This is a genomic window from Pseudidiomarina gelatinasegens, from assembly GCF_004025325.1.
Taxonomy (GTDB): Bacteria; Pseudomonadota; Gammaproteobacteria; order Enterobacterales; family Alteromonadaceae; genus Pseudidiomarina; species Pseudidiomarina gelatinasegens.
Window position 1 is genome coordinate 56,875 of sequence record NZ_RSFE01000009.1, and the last position, 22,752, is coordinate 79,626.

Sequence of the window (22,752 nt, forward strand, 5' to 3'; positions counted from 1 at the left end):
TTACGGCCGTTTATGTTACTTCGTGTAAAAACGCGGCATTATACCTGATTTGACCGCACTGCGGAATCAAGGTAACTTGTGCGCCATATAACAGCACAGCCACTGGATTCACTAGCCTTATGAGCGATTTATCATTTGAACAAGCCATGCAACAACTTGAGCGTATTGTGGTTCAGCTTGAGCAAGGCGAACTGCCGTTAGAACAAGCGCTTGAACAGTTCGAGCAGGCCGTGAAATTATCCCGCTTAAGCCAACAGAAATTGCAGCAAGCTGAGCAGAAAGTCAGTCAGCTATTGCAACAGCAAGGCGCGGAAACTCTTGCACCATTTCAGCCAGCAGCTGAGGACGACGCGTGAACCAACGCGAACACCTGCAAGCCCTGCTGGATGAAACGCGGGAACAATTTAATCAACAACTGACGCGTTTACTTGAGCAGCGTACTGCGCTGGCACCGCGCCTCAATGAGGCCATGCATTATGCTTTGGTGCTCGGTGGTAAGCGTGTGCGCCCTTTCTTAACGCTGCAGGTTGGCCGATTATGCGGTGCTAATAAACATAGCTTAGAACGGGCTGCGGCCGCCGTTGAATGCGTGCATGCATACTCATTGATCCACGACGACTTACCCGCCATGGATAACGACAGCTTACGCCGCGGTCAACCAACGTGCCACATTGCATTTGACGAAGCTACGGCCGTTTTAGCTGGCGATGCGCTGCAAACCCTTGCTTTTGAATTGCTCAGTACCAACGACAAAGCCTTGGACCCTACCCGCCAACTGGAAATGATTCATGTGCTTGCTGATGCCAGCGGTGACCGTGGTATGTGCGGTGGTCAGGCATTAGACTTAGCCGCAACGGGTATGAAGCTGCCTGAGTCTGAGCTGGCCCAAATACACATTCATAAAACCGGTGCGTTAATTCGTGCCGCTGTGCAACTCGGCGTTTTGGCGGGGCATGCAGAAGCCCAATCGTATCGTGCTCACTTTGATGCGTTCGCGCATTATCTGGGTCTGGCATTTCAGGTGCAGGATGACATTTTAGATGTTGTTGGTAATACCGCAGCGCTTGGTAAAACCCAGGGCAGCGACCTGCATGCCAACAAAGCAACCTATGTAAGCTTGCTTGGAATAGACGGCGCGAAGCAACGGTTACACGATTTACACCATAAAGCGCTTCATGCGCTGAGCAAAATTCCTTACAATACCCATATATTGGAAGCATTCGCAGATCATCTGCTGAACCGGGATCATTAATACATGTCGTCACCTAGCAGTCACTCAACGTCTTCAGCAACTTTGTTGGACACTATCAACCTACCGGCAGACTTACGCTTACTTCATGAGCGTCAGCTACCGCAGGTATGTGCGGAGGTGCGTGAGTTTCTGCTTAATTCGGTTAGCCAGAGCAGCGGGCATTTAGCTTCGGGCTTAGGTACGGTGGAACTCACCGTGGCACTGCATTATGTGTATTCAACACCACATGATCAGTTGGTTTGGGATGTTGGCCACCAGGCGTATCCGCATAAAATACTGACAGGCCGTAAAAATCAGTTGCACAGCATTCGTCAAAAAGATGGTTTGCACCCGTTCCCATGGCGTGAAGAGAGCGAATACGACACGCTAAGCGTTGGCCATTCCAGCACCTCGATAAGTGCTGCTTTAGGTATGGCGATTGCCGCGCAACGTAATAACAGTCAGCAAAAAATCGTTTCTATAATTGGTGATGGCGCGATTACTGCCGGCATGGCTTTTGAAGCACTCAATCATGCGGGGGATATTAAGCCCGACATGTTAGTGATTCTTAATGACAACGACATGTCGATTTCCGAAAACGTTGGCGCACTGAATAATCACCTTGCGCGCGTTTTATCCGGCAAGGTTTACACCTCCATTCGTGAAGGGGGTAAAAAGTTACTGCAAGGCATGCCTGGTATCTCGCATCTTGCCAGCCGTGCTGAAGAGCATGTGAAAGGCATGGTTGCACCAGGTACTATTTTTGAAGAACTTGGCTTCAACTACATTGGCCCAATTGATGGGCACGATGTGAACTTGCTGGTGGATACACTGCGTAATATGCGCAGCTTGAAAGGCCCACAGTTTTTACATGTGGTTACCCGCAAAGGCAAAGGCTATGGGCCAGCTGAGAAAGACCCTATCGGTTATCACGGCGTGCCTAAATTTGACCCGAAACAAACATCGCTGCCAAGCAAGAAGCCAGGCACCCCATCGTATTCCAAAGTGTTTGGCGATTGGCTGTGCGAAATGGCGGCAACCGATGGCAAACTCATGGCGGTTACGCCAGCCATGCGCGAAGGTTCCGGCATGGTCGAATTTTCGCAGAAATATCCTGACCAGTATTTCGATGTAGCTATTGCCGAACAGCATGCGGTTACCTTTGGAGCTGGCTTAGCAATTGGCGGGTACAACCCAGTTGTCGCTATCTATTCAACGTTCCTACAGCGTGGTTATGATCAATTGATTCATGACGTGGCGATACAGAACTTGCCGGTGTTGTTCGCCATAGACCGTGCGGGCATCGTTGGTGCTGACGGCCCAACCCACCAGGGCGCATTTGATTTAAGCTACATGCGCTGCGTGCCTAACCTGGTGATTATGGCGCCTAGCGACGAAAACGAATGCCGCAACATGCTCTATACCGGGCATCTGCATCAGGGCCCAGCCGCTGTGCGTTACCCGCGTGGTAATGGTATTGGCGTTAAAATGGACGAGCACATGCAACAATTGCCAATTGGCAAGGGCCGAATTGTGAAAAATGGGCAAGGCGTGGCTATCTTAAATTTCGGTACCCTGCTTGAAGAGGTGCAAACCTGCGCCGAAGCAATCAATGCGACGGTTGTTGATATGCGCTTCGTGAAGCCGCTCGACACTGACTTAATTGATAGCGTTTGCGCGGAGCATGAACTTATCGTAACGGTTGAAGAGAACGTCATTGCTGGTGGTGCTGGCAGTGCGGTGAGTGAGTATTTGGCATCGCAAGGGAAAGCCATGCAACTCCTGCATTTAGGTTTGCCAGACGCCTTCATTAAACACGGTAGCCAAGACGAGATTCGCCACGAACTGAAACTTGACGCAGCGGGCTTAGAAGAACAAATTAAAGCCCGTCTGAAGTAAGTGTAATACGGTGACGCTGGCCACGCCGGCCAGCAAGTCATCAACCATGATCCCCGCCCCACCTTTTAGATTTTTATCGCACCAGCCAATTGCACCAGGTTTGTAGATATCGAAAAACCGAAAAAGCACGAACGCGCCAAGCACGTTGTACCAGGTAAATGGCAATGCAAACATTGCAATCATATAGCCGGCAATTTCGTCCCAGACTATCGCAGGATGGTCGTGTACACCGAGCGCTTTTGCGGTAAACCCACAAATCCATAGCCCCGCCACTGCCGCGATGATTGTCACCAAAGCGTAGCCAACAATATTTAAATACTGCATCGCAAATACGAGCGGAATGGCCGCCAATGTGCCGAAGGTGCCAGGTGCTTTCGGTGCCAGGCCGCTACCGAATCCAAGCGCTAAACAGTGAACGGGGTGCAGCAATAAGCGTTTCATAGCTTAGTCCGACTCAATGGCTGAGGCGCTAAAGTGTTCAAAGCCATGTGCTGTTTCCGGTAGTTCCCAAGGTTCATCGCCGTGCCGTAGCTGCAGCACTTCAGCGTCACTGGTAATTCTGCCAATACATACCGGTTTGCTGGGGCTGTGTGCGGTTACTGTGTCAAACAGTCCACGTTGAGACTCTGGCACAGTAAATAACAATTCATAGTCATCACCGCTAGTTAACGCATACGTTAAAGCATCTTCAGCCGAAAGGCTTTCGGTTAGCGCCATAGACAGTGGCAATTCATCCACGCTGATACGCGCGCCTACGTGGGAGGCTTTGAGTACATGCTTGATGTCAGCCAACAAGCCATCAGACACGTCTATGGCGCTGCTAGCTATGCCGCGTAAAGATTGCCCTAGGGCAACGCGTGGTGAAGGGAAATAAAGCCGCTCTGTTAAGCGGCGTTGGTAATCAGGGTTAAGTTTACGGCGATGTTGACGGGCAGCTAAAGCTAAGCCTGCATCACCTAGGGTGCCGCTTACATAAAGCCAGTCACCGGGCTTGGCCCCATCACGACGAACGGCCTTACCGCGCGGCACAAAACCATGCGCTGTCACGGTAATCGATAGCGGCCCCTGTGTGGTGTCGCCACCAATAAGCTGGCAGCTATAGTAGTCACAGATTTCACGCAATCCGTGCGCGAAGCCTGTTAACCACTCTTGATTAACCTGCGGCAAACTGATCGCCAAGCTAATCCAAGCTGGTTCAGCGCCCATGGCAGCTAAATCACTTAAATTAACCGCAACAATTTTATGGCCAACGGCTCGGGCAGGCGTGTCCTCATCAAAGTGAACACCCTGCACCATGGTATCGGTTACAATAACCAAGTCAGAATTATCTGGAACTCGCGTAACAGCACCGTCGTCACCGATGCCTATTTCAACATCATCGCGCTTGGGTAAGCGGTGCGTGAAATAGGTTTCAATGAGATCGAACTCACCAAAGGCCATATCGTTTCTCACCTACTGGCGAGCAGCACGGAGGGAATCAATTGCTTTATCGAGCACACCATTTACAAATCGATGGCTGTCATCAGCACCGAAAGCTTTTGCAAGCTCAATCGCTTCATTAATCGCGACCTTATACGGAACGTCTAAACGCTCACGTAGTTCATAGGCAGCTAGCCGCAGTACCGCACGCTCTACTTGATCGAGATCTTTCAATGGGCGGTCTAAAAACGGCTCAAGCGACGCATCCAATGTATTCGATTGACCGGCTACGCCTCGCACTAACGCAAGGAAGTAATCCACATCAATTTTACTGGTGTCGTTATCGGTTAAAAACTGTGCTTCGATATCACTCATGCTATTTTGCGTTAATTGCCATGAGTAAATCGCCTGTACGGCAAGTTTTCTAGCCTTACGGCGTGCAGCTGGTTTCATTATCTACTCTCTTAAATTTGGCTCAGAACATTAACCATTTCGAGTGCGCTGAGTGCCGCCTCGGAGCCTTTATTGCCGGCTTTGGTACCGCTACGTTCAATGGCTTGCTCAATGCTGTCGGTGGTTATAATACCGAATGCAACGGGTACTTCGTGCTCAAGGGCAACGCGACCAAGGCCACTGTTACTCTCGCCAGCAACAAAATCAAAATGCGGCGTACCGCCACGGATAACTGCACCAACAGCGATAATCGCGTCGTAGTTACCTGACTTCGCCAGCTTTTTCGCTGTCAGTGGAATTTCATAGGCACCAGGCACGCGTACTACAGTGATATCGTCACTATTTACTTGGCCATAATGCTTCAGCGTTGTTAAAGCGCCCTCTAACAGGCTATCAACCACAAAGTGGTTAAACCGAGAGACGACAATCGCAAATTTCTTACCGGGAGCGGCAATTCCGCCTTCAATAACTTTCATGGTTGAATCCTTTTCTTAAAATCGGCGCGATAATAGCACAAATTTGCCGATCAGGCATGTTCTGGATGTTTTCCGACCGCATGCGCTAGAGCTGCCTTAACGCGTAACAATTCGGCGTCAATTTCGCCACGGATCATAAGTGCTGGGGTAATCTCAATGACTTTACGGGAAAAGTCTAACGCAATAGGCACTACGGGAACCTTCGCGGACTGGGCTATATGTAAAAAACCTTTTTTCCATTCAGCAACTTTTTTGCGTGTGCCTTCTGGCGACAACGCCAAAATCAGATGCTCACGCTGCTGAAACTGAGCAACCATCTGCTCCACCACACCACTGGCTGCGCGTCGATCGACGGGAATGCCACCTAGCCAGCGCAGTAAGCTATTAACTGGGAAACGAAATATGGTGTGCTTGCCTAAAAAACTTAAGTTCAAACCCAATGCTAGCATTGCAAACACGCCAATGAAAAAGTCCCAGTTCGATGTATGCGGCGCAACCGGAATAATGGCTTTGCGTACCTGAGGCAGGTCACCTTCAACTTTCCAACCACCCAATAATAATAGGCCGGTACGCCCAACCCAACGGCTAAAAGCGTTTCCTCGAAGCGGAAAGTCACCTTGAATTTCCGCAGGGATTTGAGCTGATGAAGCGTCTTTCATTACTGCATGAGAGCCTGTTGTATTGACTCAAGTTTCAGTTTGATACGGCGAATATTATCTGGGCCCGTACGTAACATTTGCTTCTGCGCAGCAGGCAATTCTTCTAAGGTAGGGTCTGCATAACGGTACATTACACTGTCGTCATTCAACTCAATGACAGTGCCGACCGAAGGCGTTGCTAACAACGTGTCGATAGCTTCTAGCAACACGTCGTTCGGGTTCTGATCAGGGTAACCAATCTCGGCAAGTGCGTCGCTGATTAATGGGCGATAACGGTCCATCATAGTCACCAAAACTTCAGTGTCCAAGCTTACAAACCAGTCCACAATCGGGTTGTAGCGGTCATAGCTGCGCGGATCGATATAGATTTTACCGTTCTGTTCCAGTACACGGAATTGGGCTTTCGGACCTTCGATAACGGCCTTCTCACGAATCACCATGCCTTGACGCAGGTTATCGACAAACACCACGGCGTCACGAATAATCTGCTTGCTAACAACTGGCGCGATATCCTGCTCGGCTTCTTGCAGCTCGGCCAACACAACCTCAGAGCTCTCAGCCAACGCTGGTAGCGGCTTGGCTGGCTCTGGCGCTGGTTCAGGTTCTAACTCAACCGTCTCGCTAATTTCAGGTATTGGTTCATCAATTTCAGATTGTTCAACCGGCTCAGGTTGCTGCTCAGGAACTTGCTGAGACACAGGGTCAGGTTGCTTGATTTCGGGCTCTACCTGCTTCTCTTGCTGCTGTGCTAACCAAAAGACCACGACAATCGCAATTGCGATAACCGCAATGACGCTTAAGATAAGCTTACCTTTATGCGTAGATGTCGCTGCTGGCTGCCCTTGCTCCTGCCCAAAATCTCTCATTGCTTACCCCTTAACAGTGTTACTTTTGGTCGCGTTCAGCGCGATAAAATACCAACTCACTCTCGGTGGACTCATCTGCATTAAAGCGATAACCACCGGCGTTAAATTGGCGCAGTTCAGCCACTGTTTTTGGTTGCTCAGTCATAATGTACCGAGCCATCATACCGCGTGCTTTTTTCGCCCAAAAACTAATTACTTTAAATTGACCGTTTTTCTCATCTTTGAATACTGGTGTAATGACACGTGCATTCAAGCGTTTCGGTTGCACACTGGAAAAATATTCCTGCGAAGCCAGGTTGATGACAAGATCAGACTTAATCGCATCTAAATCTTCATTCAACATGTCGGTGATTTCGTCACCCCAAAACTCGTAAAGGTTACGCCCGCGCGCGGTGTCTAACTTGGTACCCATTTCTAAACGGTATGGTTGCATCAAGTCCAATGGCCGTAATACACCATATAGACCCGACAATATGCGTAAATGTTCCTGAGCATATGAAATTGCATCTTCAGAAAGTTTTTCGGCGGCGAGTCCGGAATAGACATCGCCGTCAAAAGCATAAATTGCCGGGCGAGCGTTATTGGTTGTAAACGGGGTATGCCACTCGGTAAATCGAGCGGCATTTAGTCCTGCCAACTTATCACTAATCTTCATCAGCTCGCTGAGCTGCTGCGGAGATAAAGCTTGGCAACGATCCACCAGCTCTTGGGCCCGCTCCAACATACGCGGCTGACTGTGCTTGTCAGTCGGTAAAGGACTGTCGTAATCCAAATTTTTAGCAGGTGAAATCACTACCAGCATAATTATCTCCGTTTAAGTCTTGCCCTGCCTGTTAAGGCATTGGTTCGAGGTCTTCGCCCTCTTTCTCTACTTCTGGTGGCATTAAGTCTTCGCGGCTAACGCCCAATGCTAAGGCGAGTGAACTGGCAATGTAAATTGATGAATACGTACCAATTACCACACCGAATAATAATGCTGTAGCGAAACCGTGAATTAACTGACCGCCTAATAAGAATAAAGCAGTTAGTACCAGCACCGTTGTCAATGACGTGATTACTGTACGACTCATGGTATCGGTTAGTGCGCCATCGATGGTTTCTTCAGAAGTACCTTTGTGGTACTTACGGAAGTTTTCTCGAATTCGGTCACAGACCACCACGGTATCGTTTATCGAGTAACCAATTACAGCAAGTAAAGCTGCTAATACGGTAAGATCAAACTCTAAACCTAAAACGGAAAATAAACCCAGCGTGATAATAACGTCGTGCGCCAAGGCGCCTACCGCACCAAGCGCTAATCGCCATTCGAAGCGAATAGCAATATAAATGAGAATACAAATTAGAGCGGTCAACATGGCTAAACCGCCCTGCTCCGTCAATTCATCACCCACTTGCGGTCCAACGAATTCAATTCGGCGCATTTCCACTGCACCGTCACTTTCACTGCGCAATATCGATAGAATTTCGTTGCCCAACTGCTGCGCTTTCACACCCTCTTGCGGTTCTACGCGAATCAACACGTCTTGCTGGGTACCAAAGTTTTGAACTACTGCACCACCAAAACCATTGGCATCAAGTGATTTACGAATCGCTGGTAAATCAGCTGAGGTTTCATAACCCACTTCAATAACGGTACCGCCGGTGAAGTCTAAGCCCCAATTCAATTGATTAACGCTCAAGCTCACAATCGATGCGAGTATCAGGAGGCCACTGATTATCCATGCGCCAAAACGAAAGCGCATGAATGAAAGTGTTTTGTTTGTTTTAATTAGCTCGTGCATAAATTCCCCTTATACCGACAACTTATCGATGCGTTTGCCACCCCAAACAGCGTTAATAACTGCACGGGTACCGACAATTGCGGTAAACATCGAGGTGATAATGCCGATTGCTAGCGTCACAGCAAAGCCTTTAACTGGGCCAGTGCCGATAGCAAACAAGATAACTGCAACAATCAAAGTGGTTACGTTCGCGTCCATAATGGTTGAAAATGCACTGTCATAACCATGGTGTATCGCTTGCTGCGGACTGCGCTTCGCTTTTATTTCTTCGCGTATTCGCTCAAATATAAGTACGTTGGCGTCAACCGCCATACCAACCGTAAGAACAATACCCGCCATACCCGGCAAGGTAAGCGTTGCGCCTGGAATCATCGACATCACGCCAATAATAAGTACCAGGTTTGCAGTAAGCGCAAGGTTTGCCACCAAACCAAACTTTTTGTAGTACACCATCATAAAGGCAACGACCAGCAAAAAGCCCCAGATAATTGCTTGTGTGCCAAGCGCGATATTTTCTTTACCCAAGCTTGGACCCAAGGTGCGCTCTTCGACAATCTGAATTGGTGCAATCAATGCACCAGCACGCAATAACAACGCGAGGTTTTGCGCTTCTTGCTGCGAGCTGATGCCGGTAATACGGAAGTTGCTGCCCAAGCGTGATTGAATGGTTGCAACGTTGATGACTTCGGCGTGGCGTTCAAACACGATGCGATCGTTTTCGTCACGCTCGCCAGTGGCCTTAAACTCGATAAATAAGGTTGCCATTGGCTTGCCTACGTTATCACGCGTGGCCAAAGACATTTTGTCACCACCTGCGCCGTCTAAGGAGATACTGACTTGCGGGCGTTGGTTTTCGTCAAAGCCTGAGCTAGCGTTGACAATGTGGTCACCGGTAAGAATCACGTCTTCGCGCAATAGCGTATTACCGCCGTTGCGATTCGGGAATAACTCAGCGCCAAAAGGCACACGACCCATTTCGGCGTCACGTAAGCTGTTTTCATCGTCAACCAGACGAAACTCCAGGGTTGCGGTTGCACCAAGGATTTCTTTGGCGCGCGCAGTGTCTTGAACACCCGGAAGTTGCACCACGATGCGGTCTGCACCTTGGCGCTGAACCACAGGTTCTGCAACACCCAGCTCATTCACACGATTTCGCAAAATCGTTACGTTTTGAGAAATTGCGTAGTCTTGGGTTTCTTTTAATTTCGCGTCGGTCATTCGAAGGCGCAGTGTTTTGCTGCTTTCTTCTTCAATGAGCGTATAACCCGGATAACGGTTATCTAAGTACTGCTCTGCCGCGGCATAGTCTTCACTGCTGCGCAGCTCGACCACCACATCACTGTCTTGACGACGAATATTGGTAGAACGAATACGCTCTTCACGCAGCTCGGTACGCACTGTGTCACGCATTTGATCTTGAATTTTGCGTGTGGCTTCTTGCATATCCACTTCCATTAAGAAGTGAACACCACCACGTAAGTCGAGGCCCAATTTCATTGGTTCAGCACCAAGATCAGCTAACCAATCCGGTGTGGCCGGCGCTAAGTTTAACGCCACGATATAATCGGTGCCTAAATCACGCAAAATCTCATCACGGGCTTGTAACTGCTCAACGTCAGAGTTAACACGCACCAAGATTTGATCATTCTCAAGCGTGACACCTTTCGGTTGTATTTCGAGCCGTTCCAAGGTTTGTTCAACAGTGCCTAGCGTATCGGTTGTAATCGAGGCATTTCGGCTGGCGGAAATTTGCACCGCATAGTCTTCACCGTAAATGTTCGGCAACGCATACAAGGCAGCCACCGCCAAAATGGCGATGACCATCAGGTTTTTCCAGAGCGGAAACTTATTTAACACGTTAAATCCTTATCTCATGTTACAGAGATTTCATCGTACCTTTTGGCAGTACTGCGGTAACTGCTGATTTTTGCACAGTTACTTCCATACCTTCCGCAACTGCAATCACCATAAAGTCTTTGTCTTCAGCGATTTTAGTAATGCGACCAACGAAACCACCGTTCATCAATACTTCATCACCTTTACCGATGTTTGAAATAAGTTCTTTATGCGCTTTAACGCGTTTGGCTTGTGGACGGTAGATCATGAAATAAAAGATCAAACCGAACATAACCAGCATGAAAACAAGTTCCATACCGCCGCCTTGAGGTGCGCCAGCTTCTTGTGCGTATGCCGTTGGAATTAAGAAATCCATGAATATCCCCTTTCTGTATTTTTAAGTTGTTGAGGTTAGAGATGGGGCTAAATGTAGTGCAAACAAGCCCAATTCTCTATTTTTTAATGAATGGCGGGCATTCTAACGAATTTCTGCTTAAATAGGGAGAAAATTGACGTACACTGAACCTTCAGTAAGCGCAAATAATTGGAAGAACAACGATAATATGGACCTAGCGACGCTATTTTATTGGATTGACCATTTAGGTGTGGCCGTTTTTGCGGTTTCTGGCACCCTATTAGCCTTTCGCAAGAACATGGACGGTTTCGGCGTGATTGTTCTTGCCACTGTAACCGCCATTGGCGGTGGCACCACGCGCGATCTTATTCTCGATATGCCGGTATTTTGGGTGTATGACCCCAACTATCTATACACCGTTGCATTAGCCGCATTAGTCACTATTCTGTGGCTGCGCTACAAAGATTATATTCACCAAAAAACCTTACTTTTAGCCGATGCTGTGGGTGTTGGCTTCTTCACCGTCATGGGTGCGTTAAAAGCTTTAGAAGCTGGTTTTTCACCGTTAATCTGCATCATTATGGGCACGATGACTGCCTGTTTCGGCGGTATGCTCCGCGATGTATTGGCGCGCGATGTACCCATGGTACTAAAAGGTGAGCTGTACGCCACAACGTGCCTGATAGGCGCTACCGTTTTTGTGTTTATTGCACCCTACTCGCAACTGCTCGCAATTGTGGTCGGCGGGGTAACAACCATTCTCATTCGGCTGGGCGCAATTCGTTGGCAATGGTCGCTCATTGTATTTCATGAGCACAACGACGGGCACCGTTAACCATGCTAAGTACTGGCGTTGCTATATTGCTTGCTGTTGCCTACATCGCAATTCTTTACAGCATCGCCTACCGTGGTGAACGCAAACCACCGAACCAAGTTAAGCCCTATCGTTACGCGCTAGCCCAAGGCATTCACTGCACCACGTGGGCATTCTACGGCACCATCACGCAATCAGCCTACTACGGATGGTCGGTAGCCCCAACCTATGTGGGTGCCATGCTGGTGTTTCTGTTTGCGCACCGTATTCAGATGCGCTTACTGCACGTGTGTAAGCAACAAAATCTTACCTCAATTGCCGATGTTATAAGCCACCGATATGGCAAATCACCAACGCTGGCCTTGGCTGTGGCGCTCATCGCCCTTATCGGTATTGTGCCCTATATTGCGCTGCAATTACGCGCGGTAACCGGCAGTTTTGCTGCAGTCACCGGTTTAGCCGACAAACCGCTGCCCTGGTTTGGTGATATCGCCGCTCTCGTCGCGTTGGCCATGATGATGTTCGCGATACTATTTGGAACCCGCCGCATGAGCCTTGCCGAGCAGCATTCAGGACTTATGGATGCTGTTGCATTTGAGTCCGTGGTGAAACTGCTCGCGTTTATGGGTGTGGGTATCTACGTGAGTTATTCATTATTTGATGGCGTGGCCGATGTGTTTTTGCAGGCAGCTCAGTCCGTCCAGGTCAGCACGGTTTTAGAAGGCCAGCCAAGTGGTGGATTTGTTTACTTAACCCATATTTTATTGGGCGGCATTTCAATGTTTTGCCTACCCCGGCAATTTCATGTCAGTTACATCGAAAATACTGACCCAGAAGAGCTACGGACCGCACGGTGGGCCTTTCCGCTTTACTTATTCGCGATTAATTTATTTATCTTACCTATCGCACTTGCCGGTTTATTGCTGGTGCCAGAAGCGGCTCAGTCAGACACCTTTATGATTTCGGTATTACTGCAAGCCGATACGCCGTGGATAACCACAGTTGCGTTCATTGGCGGCTTAGCGTCTGCCACCAGCATGGTTATTATCGCAACCCTGGCACTCAGTATTATGATGTCTAACGACGTGGTGATGCCGTTTTGGCTGCGCGCAACCAAGCGCAAACTGCGTAATGTTACCTTCACCCCCAAACGTATCTTGCGCATTCGCCGCACCACCATCACCGTTATTATCTTGTTGGCGTTTGGTTTTCATAAACTCACCGAAGCCAATTTACCTTTAGTGAACGCCGGCTTGTTGTCTTTGGCTCTGCTGGCACAACTTGCGCCCGCGCTGCTTGGTGGCTTGGTTTGGCAACGGGGTAACAAAGCGGGAGCAAGTATCGGTATAGCGGTTGGTACAGCCATGTGGTTATGGTTGCTGTTTATCCCGTCTATCCAATTAAACCGAGGTTTGTCAGATGTCGACTTAAGCTCAGGCGTACTCGCCAGCTTAGGTGCCAACCTCGTTATCTACATCGTATTTTCTTGGCTCATCAAGGTGAATTCTGTTGAGCAACAGCAGCACCGTTTGTTTACCGACCCAACCGGGGGTCACCCGGAGCTGTATCAACACCAAGCGATTTCGTGGGGCCGGTTGCGCCAGTTATTAGCACGATTTTTTGACTCCATTGAACTGGAGCGTTTAAGTGAACGGTTAAACCATGACCTAACCACCGCCCCCGCCGATGAATTGGTACCAGGAACCCTATTGGCACGCATAGAGCGCGAGCTTTCTGCAGTCATAGGTAGTGCCGCCAGCCGCATCTTACTTGATACTGTCACACAGCAACCGACTGTGCCCATCGCGCAAGTTGTAACCTGGGCCACCGAAGCGTCACAGCTTTACAAGTTCAACCGTGAACTGCTGCAAGCCTCGGTGGAGAATATTCCGCAAGGCATTAGCGTTATTGATCAAGACTTAAGGTTAGTGGCATGGAACCACCGTTATGTTGAGGTGTTTCAATATCCCCCCGGCTTCTTGCAAGCAGGCATGCCGGTAGCTGACTTGCTTCGCTACAATGCGAAGCGCGGCTTGATTCATGCTGATGCGAATTCTGACCTTGATGATGAAGTTGACAAGCGCATCAATTATTTGCGTCAAGGCAGTGCTTACCGCTACCAGCGCCAGCAAGGCGACCATGTTATTGAACTGCAAGGCGCGCCGATGCCGGGTGGCGGCTTTGTGACAACCTATACCGATATCACCGAGTTGGTGCAGGCCCAACGCGCGCTTGAAAAAGTAAACGTTGAGCTGGAACAACGCGTTGCAGATAGAACCGCGCAGTTATTGGAAGCAAAACAAGCCGAAGAGCGGGCTCACCAAAGTAAATCGCGCTTTTTCGCGGCGGTAAGTCACGACTTAATGCAGCCCTTTAACGCTGCAACCCTATTTTGCGATATGTTGGCCCAACGGCTAACCGACGAGCCCGCGCAACTTGCTCGGCAAATACAGCAGTCGCTGCACAATGCGGAAGAATTGCTAACCATGCTACTGGAAATGACGCGCCTGGAAGCCGGCAACCTTCCAGTTAATCAGCAGTTGGTGGCGTTGCATGACATTATTCAACCCTTGGTGGATAGCCAGCAGGTTATTGCTGCCGATAAAGCCATTCAAGTACGCTATGTACCAACCCGCGCGCAACTAACCACCGACCGCAAAATGATCAGCCGTATCGTGCAAAACTTGCTGTCCAATGCCGTTCGTTACACCGACCAGGGTAAAATTTTAATCGGCGCAAAACGCCGGGGAAATTCGCTTCAGCTTAAAGTTATCGATACCGGGCGCGGCATACCTAATGATCAGCGCAATAAAATTTTCAAAGAGTTTCATCAGGTTAATCAAAGTGGCGACAATCCCGGCTTAGGTCTTGGCCTCGCCATTGTGGAGCGCATGTGCCGGCTGTTAGATATTCCTTTGTCGCTCGAATCTCAAGTTGAGCGCGGCACCGTGTTCACACTTACTTTTCATAACGTTACTTGGCAACGCCAATTATCGCGCACCCGAGCAAACGCCCCGGTGGCTTCTGAGATGTTCTTACAAGATATTCGCGTGTGGCTGCTCGACAATGACGCGAGCGTATTACAAGCCATGGCGCAGCTGTTTGAAAGTTGGGGAGCAACGGTTGCGACGGCTGCAAACAGAGATCAGCTACCGTGGCAGTCGGCTCAGCCAGATTTGCTGGTGTTTGATTACCATCTTGATAATAACGATACGGGAATTAACGTGTTACATGCTGTACGCGAACACTTTGGCAATTGGCAGCTACCCGCGATAATTAATTCAGCCGACCCTGACGAGAACGTGCGTGAGCAAGTGATTGCTAACCACGCGTCATTCACGCCAAAACCAATTAAAACCGCCGCACTGAAACGGCTGATTAAACGTCTGCTTCGGCGTTGAATCCTGACGAATTAAGCATTTGTTTAAAGATAATCCCCGCCTGAGTACGGTTAATTACATTCAATTTACGCAAAATAGCCGAAACGTGCTGTTTGATGGTGGTTTCTTGAACATTTAGCTCGTGCGCTATTTGCTTGTTGAGCAAACCGTCTGCCAAACATTCTAAAACGCGAAACTGTTGCGGCGTAAGCTGCTCCAGTCGCTGTGCGAAATCGACATATTCTGTGGGCGACTCTGCGTCGACTGTATCGCGCAAGTATTCAGGTAACCAGGTATCACCCGCCAGCACGCTATGCACTGCTTGTTGCAATTCCACCAGTGGCATCGATTTCGGAATGTATGCGCTGGCTCCGAACGCCATCGCTTGGCGAATGGTCGGCACTTGCTCGTTCGCGGAGACAATCACAACGAGAATATCTGGATAGCGACTACGCAGTGAGGTTAGACCGGTCAGCCCTTTGTTACCGGGCATGGTTAAGTCTAGTAACACCAGTTCAATTTGTGGGTGTGCTTGAATTAATTCTAATAATTGCTCAAATGAGGCAGCTTCAAGAATAGGAGCATCCAGCGTTTCTGCCAGTGCTTGTTTTAGTGCAGCTCGAAATAATGGATGATCATCAGCGATAATTGCACGCGCCATGCCTGAACCTGATTGGATTGAAACTGAAGTGGTCATGCTAGCGCGTCCAAAGAAAAAAGTCAGTGGTTACCTGCAATCAATATCAGGTAACCACTGTATGGGGTTAGAACATAGCGTTAGAACTTATACCCCACAGACAGGGAGATAGTACGTGGGTCACCGTAGTAACCAACGATTGTGTCTTCGCCACCAAGGCCTGGGCCAGTGCGGTTTCCGTCAGCATCGCGTGGCGCTGCGAAGTTGTAGCCAGCAAGACGATAAATCTTGTCGCCAATATTCTTCACATGCAAACCAACGTTCCATTTTCCGTCATCAGATAACCAATTCAAGCTGGTATTGGCGAGGCTGTAGCCGCCCATATCAAGCATTGAAGGCACTTCGAAAATTTGCGTTTCACTGCGATACGCAAGGTTTCCGTTCCAGACCAATTGACCAATGCTGCTATCAAATGATTGGCTAAAGCCAACATTCGCACTCCACTCAGGTGTATTAGCAAACGACCAAACATCTGATACGTCGGTATTTTCTTGAGCGACTGGGTCAAAGAAAATAACTGAATCAAATTCAGCATTTACATGACCAATAGCGGCATTCACATTCAGGCTATCAGTAACTGCTAATACCGTTTCGATTTCAAAACCTGAAACCGTCGCTTCAGCAGCGTTAAGCACTTGCGATGCAACACCAGCGGTTACAGCGCGCTGAACCGTTACTTGCATATCTTGATAGTCGGAGTAGAACACTGCAGCATTTAAGCGCATGCGGCCATCCAACAAATCAGATTTCATACCGAACTCAAAGGTATCAACAATTTCTGGGTCATATGGGTTCTGTGCGTCAGGGTTCAGTGACACATCGGCGCGCATATCTACGCCGCCAGACTTAAAGCCGTTGCTGTAGCTACCATAGAGCATCATGTCGTCATTCAAGCGATAGCTTAAACTTGCGTGTGGCGAGAAACGGCTCCAGTCAGCTTCAGTTGAAAAATCTGAATTGACGATTAATGGCGCGCCCCAATCACCCGGCTGGTTCAAGAAGTGAATGCCCAAATAAGTGTAGCGGTATACGTCTGCAGCTTTGTCGTCCTTGGTGTATCGACCACCTAAAGTTAAGGTCAGTGCATCGTTAAAGCGATACGTGCCTTGGCCATAAAGTGCTTGGCTTTCGGTATCAACACAACCACCGGTATCCAATGTTAGGCCTAACTGCGGCAATACAGTACCGAAGTCACCACATGCTTCACCGTCATAAAAATACAAGCCACCAACGAAGTCGAAATTATCATTGTTGGTGTACAAAGCTTGGATTTCTTGGGTGAACTGCTCATCTTGATAGATTGCAGGCACTAACAGTGCGCCAGCGCCGGTTGAGTCAAAGTCGATATTAGTGTCAGTATAACCTTCACGACCCGCAGTGATTGACTTAAGCGTTAGGTTTTCATTGACGTTCCAATCGATAACCGCTGACCAACCCTCGGTTTCAACCAAGTTTTCAACTGGCATTGCGATATTTGAATCATAAACATCATCGTATGGCTCTTCACCTGTTAACTGGCTGCTGGTTAAGCGGTAGCCACCTTTCGGGTTGGATTCATCTTTGGTTTTGTCATAAGAGAGCTTCACTGACAAGTCGTCAGTCACTAGCCATTTTGCACTTAAACGACCGGTCATAACGTCTTTGTTGTAGTTCTCGTCACCGGTATTAACGAACTCGCCGTAACCGTCACGTTGCAACGATGCAATTGCACCGCCAACAAAGAAGTTGTCTGACAGAGCTGTTTGGCCCGAGATTTTGATATCGCGTTGACCAAAGGTACCAACTGTACCTTGCAGATTTAACTCGTTATAGCCCGTTAACTCTTTGGTCACGTATTTCATTGCGCCACCAATGGTGTTCTTACCATAAAGTGTGCCTTGTGGGCCGCGCAGTACTTCAATACGCTCAATGTCGAATACTTCTAATACCGCACCTTGCGGACGCGCAACATAAACATCGTCAATGTAAACACCAACGCCTGGCTCAAAACCCCAAAGCGGATCTTGCTGACCAACACCGCGAATATAAGCAGTTAACGTTGAGTTGGTACCACGGCTAACTTGCATGGTTGTGTTCGGCACGCGCTGTTGCAATTCAGTGATGTCTTCGACACCGATTTCTTCAAGGTCATCGGCGCTGAAAGAGCTGACTGAAACCGGAACATCTTGAATGCTTTCCGATTTACGACGCGCTGTAACTTGAATACGCTCAAGCCCTTTAAATTCGTTTTCATTTGTTTGCTCTTCTTGCTGAGCGTATGCAGGCACCGCCATTACTGAGGCGATAGTGGCTGCAAGCAGCGAGCGGCGAAAAATGGGTTGACTCATGATGTCGTTCTCCCGGATTGTTAAGTTGTTTTGTATGCTGTTGTTTTATTTATATATCAGTGCAACGAAAGCAAACTGTTGTCATGGCTTATGTACCCTAGCTTAAAGTTTTGCTTTTGTATTCTGTACGTTAGTACTATGTAAAAAAAACAGCGATTGCCGCATGATACTTTCCATCACCGCAGCGCTTCAGGTCATGGTACCCCCTGAAACAACCTTCAAAGAGGTAATGCATGTTAAGCATGATTGGACTCGTAGGCGGATTAGTCCTACTTATCATTCTAACTTTGCGTGGAATGAATTTATTTATAAGCGCGCCCTTGTGCGCTGTTTTGGTCGCTTTATGCAGTAATGTTCCGCTGTTTCAAGGTGAGCTCAACTTCGTAAGTGCCTACATGGATGGTTTTGCCAGCTTTGTTGCCGCTTGGTTCTTTATGTTCTTGCTGGGGTCTATCTTTGGCAAATTCATGGAAGACACTGGAGCCGCCGATAGTGTCGCAAAGTGGATTATCACTAAGCTTGGCCGTAAACGTGCCATGTTAGCTGTGGTCTTAGCCTGTGCCATTCTTACCTATGGCGGCGTTAGTGTATTCGTGGTCGCATTTTCGGTTTACCCGATGGCCTTAGCACTCTTTAAAGATGCCAATTTACCACGGCGCTTTATTCCTGCCGCTCTCGCGTTCGGTTCAGTAACCTTTACCATGACATCAGCGGGCTCGCCGGAAATACAAAACTGGATTCCAATTCAATACCTTGGCACCTCACCTTACGCAGCATGGGAAGTCAGCTTGTTCGTTGCGGTGCTAATGGCCTTGTTCGGTTATTGGTGGCTCAGCCAGTTAATTGGCCGCGCGGTCGCTAATGGCGAGAGCTTTGAAGTGCGTGCTGATGACCCAAAGAACATTGAGCGCAAATTACCGTCCCCTATCAGCGGACTGGTACCACTGGTGGTGGTGCTCTCATTAAGCTTTCTATTTCACGAAGAACTGAAGCAAAACGCGCTGATTATTGCTCTGTCAGGCGGCGTTTTATCGCTGGCTATCATAAACCACAAATACTTTCAGAATATTTCACAAGCACTGACGGAAGCCTCAACCGGAGCTCTGGTTGCCATAGGTAACACAGCTGCGGTAGTTGGCTTCGGTAGCATTGCGAAAGTAACGCCGGCATTTGAACAAGCCGTTGCCGTTATGACCAACTTACCCGGCAATGAACTGGTCGGCGCCGCAGTAGCTGTAAGTGTTATTGCCGGTTTAACTGGCTCTGCTTCAGGCGGTCAGGCAATTGCGTTGCCGGTACTTGGCCCGCATTACATTGACGTTGGTGTGAACCCTGATCAATTGCACCGTATTGTGGCGATTTCATCAGGCGCACTCGACTCATTGCCGCACAATGGCTATGTGGTAACAACCATTCGCGGCATCTGTAAAGAAACCCATCAAGCAGCTTATTGGCCAGTTGCGGCAGTAACTGTTGTGGTGCCATTTGTTGGGTTAGCTGTGGCAATTGGCTTGTTTATTTGGTGGTAGTAGTACCAGGGAACTTATATGTTTGAAACAACGACACAACCGAATCCGATATTAGCGGGCGAAGCGCAAAATAGTCAGTTGATGATTATTGATTTACTGCGTCATGCCATGCGGCGCCACCCACAACAAGAAATTGTGTCACGCAGGCTTGAAGGCGATATACACCGGTATACGTACGCCGATTGTTATTCACGCAGTTGTCAGTTGGCGAATGCACTGCAGAGCCTTGGTATTGAGCCGGGTGAACGCGTTGCAACCTTGGCTTGGAATACCTACCGGCACATGGAACTCTATTACGCCGTAAGTGGAACGGGTGCTGTGGTGCACACGGTTAATCCACGTTTAATGGCTGACCAGATTCGCTGGATTTTAGATGACGCCGAAGCCAGCTGGCTATTTATTGATTTGTGCTTTGTCGATTTGCTCGATGAGTTTGTCAATGAGTTGAAAACCGTAAAAGGTGTGGTGGTACTCGCGGACACCGATAGGCAGCCTGAACTCGACCATGTTTGGTTGCCCGTTCATAACTACGAAACCCTGCTTGCTGCGCAATCAAATCATTTTGACTGGCCGACATTCCATCAAGACAGTGCGGCGCTGCTTTGCTATACCTCGGGCACGACCGGCAACCCCAAAGGTGTGCTCACCTCACATCGCTCAACAGTGTTGCATGCCCAAGCCACTATGGGGCCCGAATTGCTCGACTTGCGTAACGACACCGTGCTGATGCCGATGGTTGCTATGTATCACGTGGGCGCTTGGGGTGCGCCCTATGCGGCGCCGTTAGCTGGCTGCAAACTGGTATTGCCCGGTAATGGTATGTCGGGTGAAGCCATGTATCAGCTTATTAGCGAAGAACAGGTTACTGTTAGCCTTGGGGTGCCCACCATTTGGCTTACGCTGCATAACCATTTGAGTACCCATAACCTGACCGTACGCAGCCTTGAGCGCGTCTGTGTTGGTGGTGCGGCCTCGCCATTGGGGTTAGTGAAAACCTACGATGAAAAATACGATGTGTACTGGCAGCCAATCTGGGGCATGACTGAAACAGGCCCATTGGCCAGCTCTGCGCCGCCTACACCGCAGCTACTCGCCTTGCCTAAAGCTGAACGCTATGCCATTCAAACCACTGCTGGTCGCGCTTGTTTTGGGGTCGACATGGAGGTTTTTGATGCTGACGGCAATCCGTTACCGCATGACGGCGTTACCTCGGGTGAGTTGAAGGTTCGCGGGCCTTGGATTACCAAAAGCTATTTTCAACGGGATGATCCCGAAGCCTTTGCTGGTGGTTGGCTTGCCACTGGCGATATCGCGGTAATTGACGCGAACGGCTACATGAAGGTTGTGGACCGGAAAAAAGACGTGATTAAAAGCGGCGGTGAATGGATCAGCTCGTTGGAGATCGAAAATATTGCCAGCCAACATCCGGCTGTCAATGAAAGCTGTGTCATTGGTGTAAAACATCCAAAGTGGGACGAGCGTCCTTTACTGTTGTTGGTGGCGAATAGCGGACACACCATAGATAAAGCGGAAATCTATCAATTTATGGCGGGTAAAATCGCGAAATGGTGGACACCTGACGACATTGTTGTGGTGGAAAGCTTACCGCATACCGGCACTGGCAAACTTATTAAAAACGAACTGCGTAAGCAGTACTTCAATTACCTTGTGGAGCAATCATCATGATTTTGCGAACACTTACAGCCCTACTTCTTAGCGCCAGCCTGATAGCCTGTGGTGCTGCTCAGGCTGACTTAATGGTCGAAAAGAAATCGTTCACAACCAAAGACTTCACTACAGTAAGTGGTGAAACTATTGCTGATGTTACCGTTGGCTGGGAAGCCTACGGTGAGCTTAACGAAGCCAAAGATAACGTGATTCTGATTACGCATTTCTTTTCCGGCAACAGTCACGCCGCGGGTAAGTATACGGCGAATGATCCTCAGCCAGGTTACTGGGATGCGATTATTGGGCCCGGCAAAGCGATTGATACAGATAAGTACTATGTGATTAGTTCAGACACCTTAGTCAACGCTTTCCCACATTTACCGCACGTTATTACAACGGGACCAGCCTCAACGAACCCAGCAACTGGGAAGCCGTATGGTCTCGATTTCCCCGTGGTGACTATTCGTGATTTCGTTAATGTGCAGCATGCCTTGCTGCAAAGCCTTGGTATTGAAAAGTTACATGCCGTGGTTGGCGCATCAATGGGCTCGTTACAGGCCATTGAATGGGCATCAGCTTATCCGGATATGGTAGAGCGCATGGTATCGGTTATTGGTACAGGTGCTATGGATGCCTGGACAATAACTGCCTTGGAGCACTGGGCACGACCTATTAAGCTGGATCCGAACTGGAACCAAGGTAATTATTATGATGGCGAGGCACCATTAACCGGTGTGACGAATACGCTCGTGATGATCACGCAACAAGCGATGCACCCTGTAGCTTTTAATCAAACCTCACCTAAACAAGAGGTATTGCCAAAATCTGCGCTTGAAAGTGTTATGAACGGCTTACCCGCAACTGATTTTTGGTTTGGCGCAGCTGCAAAAAATGCCCCACTGGCCGATGCGAATCACTTGCTCTATCTGGTTAGAGCCAATCAACTCTTTGTTGCTGGGCATGACACAGACTTAGCCACCGGCTTAGAAAAAATTAAAGCTAAAACGCTCTTTTTACCAGCCAAAAACGATTTGTTACTGCAGCCTTATTTAGCTAAGCAGACGGTCGAGATTTTGAAAGCTCAAGGCAAGTCACCCCAGTACGATGAAATTGACGGTACTTTTGGTCACCTTGACGGGGTATATAACATTCAATCGAAAGCGAATGTGCTGGCTGACTTTATAAACGAATAGAGTTTCAGGAAGCTTATTCGAAGAAAAACACCGGCATATAGCCTAATGCCGATCAGTTAAGAAATGTTTTAGCGATCGGTTGACCGATCCTCCCAATGGATCAGAATCCGTAGTTAGTTAATTCTAGCTACGGATTTTTTTATGCAACTCACAACAGCACTGGCTATCG

20 protein-coding genes are annotated in these 22,752 nt (G+C 48.8%); 8 read left to right on the plus strand and 12 right to left on the minus strand.

All coding sequences use genetic code 11. The features are described from left to right. Window positions 1-119 precede the first annotated feature (119 nt). Genes EGC76_RS10585 through dxs form a run of 3 tightly spaced genes read left to right on the plus strand, consistent with a single transcriptional unit; the run spans window position 120 to window position 3,130 of the window. Window positions 120-356: an exodeoxyribonuclease VII small subunit gene (locus EGC76_RS10585; protein WP_128352977.1), complete on the plus strand. Its 237-nt coding sequence runs from the start codon at window positions 120-122 to the stop codon at window positions 354-356. Next, the gene (ispA, locus tag EGC76_RS10590; RefSeq protein ID WP_246013966.1) at window positions 353-1,252 is read left to right on the plus strand and encodes a (2E,6E)-farnesyl diphosphate synthase; all 900 of its coding nucleotides are present in this window, start codon (window positions 353-355) and stop codon (window positions 1,250-1,252) included. The genes EGC76_RS10585 and ispA overlap by 4 nt, the downstream gene beginning before the upstream one ends. A 3-nt stretch (window positions 1,253-1,255) precedes the next feature. Beyond that, window positions 1,256-3,130: a 1-deoxy-D-xylulose-5-phosphate synthase gene (gene dxs / locus EGC76_RS10595; protein WP_128352978.1), complete on the plus strand. Its 1,875-nt coding sequence runs from the start codon at window positions 1,256-1,258 to the stop codon at window positions 3,128-3,130. Here dxs and EGC76_RS10600 read toward each other — a convergent pair. Genes EGC76_RS10600 through yajC form a run of 10 tightly spaced genes read right to left on the minus strand, consistent with a single transcriptional unit; the run spans window position 3,098 to window position 10,996 of the window. Continuing rightward, complete coding sequence (locus EGC76_RS10600; RefSeq protein WP_128352979.1) at window positions 3,098-3,571, minus strand: phosphatidylglycerophosphatase A family protein; 474 nt, start codon at window positions 3,569-3,571, stop codon at window positions 3,098-3,100. The genes dxs and EGC76_RS10600 overlap by 33 nt on opposite strands. A gap of 3 nt (window positions 3,572-3,574) precedes the next feature. Then, window positions 3,575-4,570: a thiamine-phosphate kinase gene (gene thiL, locus EGC76_RS10605; RefSeq protein WP_128352980.1), complete on the minus strand. Its 996-nt coding sequence runs from the start codon at window positions 4,568-4,570 to the stop codon at window positions 3,575-3,577. A gap of 12 nt (window positions 4,571-4,582) precedes the next feature. Beyond that, window positions 4,583-5,002, minus strand: coding sequence for a transcription antitermination factor NusB (nusB, locus tag EGC76_RS10610; protein ID WP_128352981.1), 420 nt, complete (start codon window positions 5,000-5,002; stop codon window positions 4,583-4,585). 11 nt (window positions 5,003-5,013) lie between these two features. Beyond that, window positions 5,014-5,478, minus strand: a complete 465-nt coding sequence (gene ribH, locus EGC76_RS10615; protein ID WP_128352982.1) for a 6,7-dimethyl-8-ribityllumazine synthase — start codon at window positions 5,476-5,478, stop codon at window positions 5,014-5,016. A 50-nt stretch (window positions 5,479-5,528) separates the two neighbouring features. After that, entirely contained in the window at window positions 5,529-6,137 is a 609-nt protein-coding gene (locus EGC76_RS10620; RefSeq protein WP_128352983.1) for a 1-acyl-sn-glycerol-3-phosphate acyltransferase, read from the minus strand. Continuing rightward, the gene (locus EGC76_RS10625; RefSeq protein ID WP_128352984.1) at window positions 6,137-7,003 is read right to left on the minus strand and encodes a DUF3014 domain-containing protein; all 867 of its coding nucleotides are present in this window, start codon (window positions 7,001-7,003) and stop codon (window positions 6,137-6,139) included. Before EGC76_RS10625 ends, EGC76_RS10620 begins: the two co-directional genes overlap by 1 nt. A gap of 19 nt (window positions 7,004-7,022) precedes the next feature. Then, window positions 7,023-7,805 carry a peroxide stress protein YaaA gene (gene yaaA / locus EGC76_RS10630; protein WP_128352985.1) on the minus strand — a complete coding sequence of 261 codons (783 nt, stop codon included), beginning with the start codon at window positions 7,803-7,805 and terminating at the stop codon, window positions 7,023-7,025. A gap of 31 nt (window positions 7,806-7,836) precedes the next feature. Next, a complete protein-coding gene (secF, locus tag EGC76_RS10635) occupies window positions 7,837-8,784 on the minus strand; it encodes a protein translocase subunit SecF (RefSeq protein WP_128352986.1) in 948 nt (315 codons plus the stop codon). Window positions 8,785-8,793: 9 nt separating this feature from the next. Further along, entirely contained in the window at window positions 8,794-10,641 is a 1,848-nt protein-coding gene (gene secD / locus EGC76_RS10640; RefSeq protein ID WP_128352987.1) for a protein translocase subunit SecD, read from the minus strand. A gap of 19 nt (window positions 10,642-10,660) precedes the next feature. Then, the gene (gene yajC, locus EGC76_RS10645) at window positions 10,661-10,996 is read right to left on the minus strand and encodes a preprotein translocase subunit YajC (RefSeq protein WP_128352988.1); all 336 of its coding nucleotides are present in this window, start codon (window positions 10,994-10,996) and stop codon (window positions 10,661-10,663) included. Window positions 10,997-11,183: 187 nt separating this feature from the next. Between yajC and EGC76_RS10650 the strand changes: the two genes are divergently transcribed. Further along, window positions 11,184-11,810, plus strand: a complete 627-nt coding sequence (locus EGC76_RS10650) for a trimeric intracellular cation channel family protein (protein WP_128352989.1) — start codon at window positions 11,184-11,186, stop codon at window positions 11,808-11,810. Between the two features lie 2 nt (window positions 11,811-11,812). Continuing rightward, window positions 11,813-15,190, plus strand: a complete 3,378-nt coding sequence (locus EGC76_RS10655; protein WP_128352990.1) for a hybrid sensor histidine kinase/response regulator — start codon at window positions 11,813-11,815, stop codon at window positions 15,188-15,190. Here EGC76_RS10655 and EGC76_RS10660 read toward each other — a convergent pair. Together EGC76_RS10660 and EGC76_RS10665 are read right to left on the minus strand one after the other, a co-directional pair. Next, a complete protein-coding gene (locus EGC76_RS10660; RefSeq protein WP_246013967.1) occupies window positions 15,168-15,866 on the minus strand; it encodes a response regulator in 699 nt (232 codons plus the stop codon). The two genes, EGC76_RS10655 and EGC76_RS10660, sit on opposite strands and share 23 nt — an antisense overlap. Window positions 15,867-15,946: 80 nt before the next feature. Next, complete coding sequence (locus EGC76_RS10665; RefSeq protein ID WP_128352991.1) at window positions 15,947-18,193, minus strand: TonB-dependent receptor; 2,247 nt, start codon at window positions 18,191-18,193, stop codon at window positions 15,947-15,949. 233 nt (window positions 18,194-18,426) lie between these two features. On the opposite strand from EGC76_RS10665, the gene EGC76_RS10670 reads away from it, so the two are divergent. The 3 genes from EGC76_RS10670 to EGC76_RS10680 are packed head-to-tail and all read left to right on the plus strand — an operon-like array spanning window position 18,427 to window position 22,583. Then, window positions 18,427-19,722 carry a GntP family permease gene (locus tag EGC76_RS10670; protein ID WP_128352992.1) on the plus strand — a complete coding sequence of 432 codons (1,296 nt, stop codon included), beginning with the start codon at window positions 18,427-18,429 and terminating at the stop codon, window positions 19,720-19,722. 18 nt (window positions 19,723-19,740) lie between these two features. Next, the gene (locus tag EGC76_RS10675; RefSeq protein ID WP_128352993.1) at window positions 19,741-21,408 is read left to right on the plus strand and encodes a long-chain fatty acid--CoA ligase; all 1,668 of its coding nucleotides are present in this window, start codon (window positions 19,741-19,743) and stop codon (window positions 21,406-21,408) included. Next, a complete protein-coding gene (locus tag EGC76_RS10680; protein ID WP_128352994.1) occupies window positions 21,405-22,583 on the plus strand; it encodes an E22 family MetX-like putative esterase in 1,179 nt (392 codons plus the stop codon). Before EGC76_RS10675 ends, EGC76_RS10680 begins: the two co-directional genes overlap by 4 nt. Window positions 22,584-22,752: the final 169 nt, after the last annotated feature.

Coding starts and splice junctions, on each gene's coding strand:
- EGC76_RS10655 (WP_128352990.1), top strand. CDS start 11,813: ATGCTAAGTACTGGCGTTGCTATATTGCTTGCTGTTGCCTACATCGCA.
- EGC76_RS10625 (WP_128352984.1), bottom strand. CDS start 7,003: ATGAGAGATTTTGGGCAGGAGCAAGGGCAGCCAGCAGCGACATCTACG.
- EGC76_RS10675 (WP_128352993.1), top strand. CDS start 19,741: ATGTTTGAAACAACGACACAACCGAATCCGATATTAGCGGGCGAAGCG.
- EGC76_RS10600 (WP_128352979.1), bottom strand. CDS start 3,571: ATGAAACGCTTATTGCTGCACCCCGTTCACTGTTTAGCGCTTGGATTC.
- EGC76_RS10680 (WP_128352994.1), top strand. CDS start 21,405: ATGATTTTGCGAACACTTACAGCCCTACTTCTTAGCGCCAGCCTGATA.
- nusB (WP_128352981.1), bottom strand. CDS start 5,002: ATGAAACCAGCTGCACGCCGTAAGGCTAGAAAACTTGCCGTACAGGCG.
- secF (WP_128352986.1), bottom strand. CDS start 8,784: ATGCACGAGCTAATTAAAACAAACAAAACACTTTCATTCATGCGCTTT.
- EGC76_RS10660 (WP_246013967.1), bottom strand. CDS start 15,866: ATGACCACTTCAGTTTCAATCCAATCAGGTTCAGGCATGGCGCGTGCA.
- EGC76_RS10665 (WP_128352991.1), bottom strand. CDS start 18,193: ATGAGTCAACCCATTTTTCGCCGCTCGCTGCTTGCAGCCACTATCGCC.
- EGC76_RS10620 (WP_128352983.1), bottom strand. CDS start 6,137: ATGAAAGACGCTTCATCAGCTCAAATCCCTGCGGAAATTCAAGGTGAC.
- yaaA (WP_128352985.1), bottom strand. CDS start 7,805: ATGCTGGTAGTGATTTCACCTGCTAAAAATTTGGATTACGACAGTCCT.
- EGC76_RS10650 (WP_128352989.1), top strand. CDS start 11,184: ATGGACCTAGCGACGCTATTTTATTGGATTGACCATTTAGGTGTGGCC.
- dxs (WP_128352978.1), top strand. CDS start 1,256: ATGTCGTCACCTAGCAGTCACTCAACGTCTTCAGCAACTTTGTTGGAC.
- EGC76_RS10670 (WP_128352992.1), top strand. CDS start 18,427: ATGTTAAGCATGATTGGACTCGTAGGCGGATTAGTCCTACTTATCATT.
- thiL (WP_128352980.1), bottom strand. CDS start 4,570: ATGGCCTTTGGTGAGTTCGATCTCATTGAAACCTATTTCACGCACCGC.
- yajC (WP_128352988.1), bottom strand. CDS start 10,996: ATGGATTTCTTAATTCCAACGGCATACGCACAAGAAGCTGGCGCACCT.
- EGC76_RS10585 (WP_128352977.1), top strand. CDS start 120: ATGAGCGATTTATCATTTGAACAAGCCATGCAACAACTTGAGCGTATT.
- ribH (WP_128352982.1), bottom strand. CDS start 5,478: ATGAAAGTTATTGAAGGCGGAATTGCCGCTCCCGGTAAGAAATTTGCG.